A 7,313-nucleotide genomic window follows, 5' to 3' on the forward strand; every position below is an offset into this window, starting at 1 on the left:
ATAGCTTTTACACTCAAAGAATTCAAGTCAGGAATAAATACACGAACAAAGGCCAGCCACAGCATCCGCATGGCGACAACTTAGAAGCCGAAGTGAATAAGAAAACAGAAAAAAAATTTCAAAGAAAAGTCATTTTCCTGAATCCAGTCACCAGAGCCCAACGTATTCTCCATAGGACTGATAGAGGTCGGCCGCTGGTCGGCCACATTTTACCCTGACAATGTTTTTTCAGGCTAAGGTGCCAATGTCGAGATAGACTCAGGTCTTTTTTGTACCGTCCAGTCTTTGGCCCTACTCAACTGACTTGAGGTTTGCCTGAATTTATCGGGATATACATGAAAATACGATCGTTTAATCAGCACTCACAGACGAGCTGCACTTCAACCGCTCCGGAAAACAGCAGAAAAAATACCCTGCTTATGCTCTTCAGCTTATGTCTGGTACTCCTTCTTTCGCTGCTCAATCGACCTGCCTATGCTCTGTCAACGGACTGGTTGGTGAACCCTCAACAGCCTGAGGCCAGAGTCAGGCTACACTTCTCTGGTGAAGCAGACCCAACCACCCGCCAACTTTATGCGTCACTGGAAGTGCAGTTATCAGGTGACTGGAAGACTTACTGGCGATCACCCGGTGAGGCCGGAATTCCGCCCGAAATCGATTGGCGAACAGAAGAGCCACAAGGCAGCAGTAATATAGAAAATGTTGAGTGGCTCTGGCCTGTTCCGGAACGCATAGAAATGCTGGGGCTGCACACACTTGGCTATAAAAACGGCACTGTTTTTCCTCTTCTGATTCAGGTCAAAGACCTGAGTCAGCCTGTCGCCATCAATGCCAGACTGCGCCTGTCTTCCTGCACCACGGTCTGCGTTCTGACAGATTATGAGATTCAACTGGAGTTTACCCCCACTGATCTGAAAGCAGACCCGCAAGCATCATTCCTGATCGATAAAGCGCTTTCGAGGGTTCCGACGAATATGCCTGACACAGGGCTAAGCGCAGAATCTGTTGTATGGGATAAAGAAAACAACAAGGTTGTTGTCACTGCCCAGTCTGAAACTGGCTGGGAAAAAGCCGTTGACGTCATTATTGATGGCCAGGAAGAGATAACCTTCAGTCTGCCGGAAGTGACCATTGTGGGTAATCAGCTTCAGGCCATTATGAATGCGTCAAGCTGGTTGGGTGAATACAACCTGTCGGGTGAATCTGTCACAGTCACCCTTCTCAACGGAGACAGTGGCCTTGAAAAAACACTGCCTGTCGAAGAGGGTACTGCCATTTCACTGTCTGGAGGTAGCGGTGCAGCAAGCCTGATAGTATTACTGGGTCTGGCTCTACTGGGCGGCCTGATCCTTAACCTTATGCCGTGTGTTCTTCCTGTTCTTGGTATGAAACTCTCTTCCGTACTCCATGCATCAGGTCAGGAAGCCAGCCTCACTCGTAAACAGTTTCTGAGTTCTGCGGCAGGCATTATTTTCTCCTTCTGGTTACTGGCGACCTTCCTCTGGATACTCAAGCTGACTGGCAACAGTATTGGCTGGGGTATTCAGTTCCAGAATCCGTGGTTTATTGGTTTCATGGTAGTGGTGACTGCTCTTTTTGCTGCCAACCTGATGGGCATGTTTGAAATTCGCCTGCCTTCTTTCCTGTCGACTAAACTGGCTACAGCAGGTGATAACAGTACTGCAGGCCACTTTGTTCAGGGCATGTTCGCAACACTTCTGGCAACGCCCTGTTCAGCTCCATTCCTGGGAACCGCCGTCGCCTTTGCCTTGTCGACTAACAGCTTCAACCTGTTTGCCATTTTCACTGCCCTGGGCATAGGTCTTGCCCTTCCGTATCTGCTGATTGCTGCCAGACCCTCTTTGTTGAAGTGGATGCCAAAACCCGGACAGTGGATGATCAACCTTCGCCGTATATTGGCACTGATGCTGCTGGTGACTTCTCTGTGGCTAATCAGTCTGCTTCAGGTATTCCTGCCAGTCTATCTGCTTTTGATTATTGCCGTGATTCCAACCCTTATGATCCTGCACGCCTTGTTGACCAGTTTGATGCCTCAATCAGGAAAAGGATTATTGCTACTGCCCTCATTATTTCTGTCAATGGCGATAGTTCTCTTCGGGGCCTGGTCGACCGGTTTCTTCACACCGGAGCAATCAACATCAGACAACCTAACCTGGAAAACCTTGAATGAGCAGGAAATTGCCAGCTCGGTCGCTAAGGGAAAAGTCATCTTTGTTGATGTCACCGCTGACTGGTGTATCACTTGTAAAGCCAACAAGATCAGGGTCATCGACAGGGATCCCACCAACAGTCTCCTACAGCAGGACTTTGTTGTGACCATGCGGGGAGACTGGACCCGTCCTTCAGAAGAAATTAATGCCTACCTTCAGAAGAATGGACGATTTGGTGTGCCCTTCAATATTATCTACGGTCCGGGTGCTCCTGAAGGAATACCGCTGCCGGTTATTCTCGACCACGACACTGTAACAGCAGCTATCGAGAAGGCGACATCCATGTAAATTCATGAAATCAGCCTGAAAAGCTTCCCATAAAATCATGATGAAATGCTTTTCGCTGTTAAATGACCTGAGCCCCGAAGTAATACGAGCAGAAGGGCTCCAGAGTCAGATAGCCCGGCTTATTAGTCTTTGCCATTGCCATTTAATCATGACAAAGTGACAATCAAAGCCATATCGCCCCTGAAGCGAACCTCACTCTCATGAGCTTCAGCAACGACTCAGGGAAACAAATACCGACTCACAGAAGAGCACCATGAAAAAAACTCTTATTCTCACCACCACCTTACTGATGGGCTCGCTCAACCTTCAGGCAGAGCCTCTGGATGATCAGCAACAGCAAGAAGTCAGAGAGCTGGTTCGTAAAACCCTGATAGAAAACCCGGACATTCTGGTTGAAGCCATGAACGAGCTAAGAAAGCGAGAAATCGCCGCTCAGCAGAATGCCGAAAAGCAGATGCTGGAAGCCCGTCAAAAAGTGCTTTTTGAGAACCCTGAGAACCCCATTATGGGCAATCCTGAAGCCAAGGTGACTATTGCCTACTTTGGTGATTACAACTGTGGCTTCTGCAAGCGTCAGGATCCTATTCTGAAGAAAATTGTTAAAGAGAACCCTGACGTAAAAATTGTCATCAAGGAACTCCCTGTCCTCGGTCCTGAGTCTCGCGAAGCTGCGGAAATGGCCCTGGCCACCTTTAAGCAGGACAAGGGTAAATACCTGCCTGTTAACCAGCGTCTGATGTCCAAGCCTGGCAGACATAGCAGCAGCACTATTAAAGCTGCACTGAAAGCAGAGGGCATTGAGGCTGACAATCTGAAAGTGGACGAGTCTGTCACTCAGCAACTTGATGAGAACCTGCGTCTGGCACAGGAGCTTGGCATTCGTGGAACACCGGCACTGGTATTCCCTGATGAAGTGTTAAGAGGCTTCACCGAAGAAGGCGCACTGAAAGAAATGATCAAGCAACGTCTCTGATCTTAAATCCGATTAATAAAAAAACCGGAGTCATCCGGTTTTTTTATTTGAGTTCCTGGCTATCTATCAGGCCAAGTAATAATAACTTCTGAGCTGAAGAATATTAAAGTTCGGCAACAATACAGTCTTTACGTTCTTTTCCAGTTTTTGAGAGATACTCAGTAAACTCTGCCGGGATACGACCTGTGGTAGCACCTTCCCAGCTGACCACAGAGCCATCTCCTTTTTCATATTGAAACTGATAACGCTGTCTTGGCTTTCCTTTTCTGACTTTCTCGGCAACGGCAGAAGCCGCCAGATCTTCGAGGGTCAGACCTTTTTCATGCATTTGACCCAGAATACTTTCAACAGCTTCTCTTTTGCGCCCTTGTTGTTCCTTCTGTTCATTGTGCTCACGCACTTTTTCTTCATGGATCGCTTCTACGCGCTTGATAACACTTTCTATATCTTCAACATGCATACCTTGAAACAATTTACGCAACTGCACTTTTGATTTCAGGATATTCAGTGACTCTTCAAAAATATTCATTAGAAAAAACCAGGATAGGTATTATTTAGAAAGCGTCAAAAGTACCATTGCAATGACTAACTGTAAACAGTGTCGTACATAAATTATGATACAAAAAAATAACAATTGACGAATCAAGAAAAAAACAACAACTTTTTAATAGCCAATCATACGACCAATCGAATTAAATCATACGCTTAGCCGCAATAGTTTTATTACTCACCAGTGGCATAGACTCATTACGAGTCTATGCCACTGGTCTATCAAGGCTAAAATGAGGCTTAAAGCAGAGAGCGATGACTGTATCAAACTGTTTCCAGCTTCTTCAGCTCTTGTGCACGAAGATCTTTCCTCAATACCTTGCCTACAGGCGTCATCGGGAGCTCTACTCTGAACTCTACCTGTCTGGGCACTTTATAAGCTGTCATATTCTTGCGGCAATAATCCTTTAACTCCTGCTCGGTAACACTGTCATCCTGGGGAATAACAAAGAGTTTTACTGCCTCACCTGTTTTCTCATCAGGCACTCCGATCACCGCACAGTTTTGAACTTTTTCGTGTCTGGCGACAACATCCTCAATCTCATTGGGATAAACATTAAAGCCGGATACCAGCACCATATCTTTCAGGCGGTCAACTATACGTACATAACCGTCTTCCTGAATGATGGCTACATCCCCCGTACGGAACCAGCCGTCGTCCAGAACTTCAGCAGTGGCTTCAGGGCGCTGCCAGTAACCCGCCATGACCTGGGGGCCCTTTGCACAGAGTTCACCGCGTTCACCAAAAGGTAAATCATTGCCTTCATCATCAATGACTTTCAGAGCGGTACCCGGTAAGGCAATACCCACTGTGCCGTCCTGAACAAAATCACCCGCAGGGTTAGCGGTCAAAATCGGAGAGGTTTCAGACAAACCATAACCTTCACCGATTCGGCAACCAGTGAGTTCGAGCCAGCGATCTGCTGTGGCCTGCTGAAGTGCCGTACCCCCGGAGTTGGTCACTCTCAGATCAGAAAAGTCAATATTCTTGAACTCAGGATGATTCATCAAGCCCACAAACAGAGTGTTGAGGCCAATGAATGCATTAATACGCCAGGGCTTGATGGTTTTGATGAACGTATCAATATCCCTGGGGTTGGCAATCAGGATACTGTGCCCCCCCAGAGAGAAGTAAGACAATAGATGAACCGAAAAGGCATAGATGTGGTAAAGAGGCAGCGGCGCTACCACGGTATCACCTTCAGGATTGGAAACCGGACTACCATCAGCTTTTGTCTGCCTTCTCAACTCTACTGTCTGAAGAACATTGCTGATCAGATTGTTATGGGTCAGCATGGCGCCCTTGGCGACACCGGTAGTTCCTCCTGTGTACTGCAAAGCAGCCAGGTCTTCTTTTTGAGCCGGCCTGGGTGGCTTGTAGGTTGCCTTGCTACCCAGTGCCAGGGCCTGCCTGAAAGGTACCGCTGTTGGAAGGCTATAAGCCGGCACCATTTTCTTGATGTGCTTAACGGCAAAGTTGATTATGGAGCGCTTTGGCCAGGGCAACAGATCCGCCAGATCTGTCACTATCAGGTGATCAACACCGGTCTCAGGCAAAACTTCTTCGATCAGGTGCCCAACAATATTGACGCAAACCAGAGCTTTCACGCCTGCGTCATTAAACTGATGCTTAATCTCTCTGGCGGTATAGAGGGGGTTCGTATTTACAATGACCAAACCGGCCTTGATGGCACCGAAGGCCACCACCGGGTATTGCAGAATGTTGGGCATCTGTAGTGCGATGCGATCGCCGGGCTGCAGTCCGGTGTGTTGCTGAAGGTAAGCTGCAAACTGATCGCTCAGCCGATCCACTTCCTTAAAGCTGAGCGTTAATCCCAGCCCTGTGAACGCGGGCTTGTCTCCGTGTCTGTCGACAGCATCTGCAATCACTTCCCTGAGATTAGAGAAGGCTCCGAAGTCAATATGATCAGATATACCGGGTGCGCGTTTGCCATCCCAAAAAGCTACTTCCATGGAGAGCTCCTCGTCTTATTGTTGTGAATGTCGTCCGGGCTGCCACCGGCCATCTACAGATTATTCAAACCTGATCGGGAGCGCATTATACCCGCTTACCCGGCAGTCTTGAATTATTTTTGTAAGATTTTGTGATTCCTTGGAAGGTCTTCAGTATGAGCAGATAACTGTTTTTTTATGGAGCAAAGTCAGGTCGGTTTCAGAGGCCTTGCTGCCCATGGGAAGGAAGACTTGAAAGTGTGGAATTTTCTGAAGATGTGAAGGCATGTCTGCTACTTTTATTCTGACTTATCTACCAGATAGATACTATGCCATTTGTCTTATTCGGGCTCCTGTTATTATTCCATCTGTTTCAGACATGCGATGCTCGTGACGTCTACCAAAGTGCCTGGTGGATAGACGAATTATATTCGAAGGCCGAGAACAAGAGCATATCGGTAAAGTTAAACTCACAGCTGTATTTTGTTTGCCCTAATCTGCCCACTGTGGTCAGGATGCGTGGCCACGATAGGCAAACCTCAACCATGTATGAAAATGTATGGCTAACGGACAACGAAACCTATTATGAGAATTGTGAAATAGGAGATGATCCTCAAGACAAATTCACAAGCCGCTACGTATGCGGCAAACCCACACGCCTGGTTTTTCTTAGTATTCTGTTTCTTGAACATGCTGCCGGAAAAGACGACGTGACCTTTAAAGAGGGAAAACACTACTATTTCCTATCCACGTCAACGGGGGAATCGAGCACAGTACGTAACAGAAAAGACGGACATTGTCGAACACATAACATGCGCCTCAAGGTTTATATCTGTAAAAAATTCAATGAAACGGATCCCGGCTGCATTTATCCGGACCCTCAGTTAAACTGGTATAGTGCAACGGGTGCTTTTCTTTCTGCCCCTGTAAAAACGCCTTTAACAACTCCTTTAACGACGACCGTTCCCACCAATACCGCTGTCAATGGTACTGCAATGGTTAGCACAATCGCTAATGAAACGGTCCCCGTCACTATGGCTAAGAACGATACCGCAATAGTTGTGACAACCGCGGCGGGAACGACACCTGTCACTATGGCTGACAACAGTACCGCTATAGTTATCACAACCGCAGCGGGAGCGACTCCTGTCACTATGGCTGACAACAGTACCGCAATCGTTATGACAACCGTGAAGAGAGCAACTCCTGTCACTATGGCTGACAACGATACCGCAGTAATTGTGACAACTGCGACGGGGTCGGCTCCTGTCACTATGACTGACAACAGCACTGCAATAGTTATGGCAACAACCGCGACG

5 protein-coding genes are annotated in these 7,313 nt (G+C 47.5%); 3 read left to right on the forward strand and 2 right to left on the reverse strand.

Annotation, left to right across the window (positions count from 1 at the left end; translation table 11 throughout):
• Positions 1 to 335: 335 nt before the first annotated feature.
• Positions 336 to 2,519, forward strand: a complete 2,184-nt coding sequence (locus tag KDK16_RS05795) for a protein-disulfide reductase DsbD (RefSeq protein WP_257275113.1) — start codon at positions 336 to 338, stop codon at positions 2,517 to 2,519.
• Positions 2,520 to 2,772: 253 nt separating this feature from the next.
• Positions 2,773 to 3,492 (forward strand): DsbA family protein, encoded by a 720-nt coding sequence (locus KDK16_RS05800; RefSeq protein ID WP_257275115.1) that lies wholly within the window; start codon positions 2,773 to 2,775, stop codon positions 3,490 to 3,492.
• Positions 3,493 to 3,595: 103 nt separating this feature from the next.
• Here the strand turns inward: KDK16_RS05800 and KDK16_RS05805 are convergent, their stop codons facing one another.
• Positions 3,596 to 4,021 (reverse strand): H-NS family nucleoid-associated regulatory protein, encoded by a 426-nt coding sequence (locus tag KDK16_RS05805; protein ID WP_257275117.1) that lies wholly within the window; start codon positions 4,019 to 4,021, stop codon positions 3,596 to 3,598.
• 284 nt (positions 4,022 to 4,305) lie between these two features.
• Entirely contained in the window at positions 4,306 to 6,015 is a 1,710-nt protein-coding gene (locus KDK16_RS05810; RefSeq protein WP_257275119.1) for an AMP-binding protein, read from the reverse strand.
• A gap of 524 nt (positions 6,016 to 6,539) precedes the next feature.
• On the opposite strand from KDK16_RS05810, the gene KDK16_RS05815 reads away from it, so the two are divergent.
• A partial coding sequence (locus KDK16_RS05815) for a hypothetical protein (protein ID WP_257275121.1) occupies positions 6,540 to 7,313 on the forward strand: 774 nt, incomplete at its 3' end.

It is taken from the genome of Endozoicomonas sp. SESOKO4 (assembly GCF_024606275.1).

Excerpts from the sequence above, each read along its gene's own strand:
- KDK16_RS05805 (WP_257275117.1), bottom strand. The coding sequence starts at position 4,021 with ATGAATATTTTTGAAGAGTCACTGAATATCCTGAAATCAAAAGTGCAG.
- KDK16_RS05795 (WP_257275113.1), top strand. The coding sequence starts at position 336 with ATGAAAATACGATCGTTTAATCAGCACTCACAGACGAGCTGCACTTCA.
- KDK16_RS05810 (WP_257275119.1), bottom strand. The coding sequence starts at position 6,015 with ATGGAAGTAGCTTTTTGGGATGGCAAACGCGCACCCGGTATATCTGAT.
- KDK16_RS05800 (WP_257275115.1), top strand. The coding sequence starts at position 2,773 with ATGAAAAAAACTCTTATTCTCACCACCACCTTACTGATGGGCTCGCTC.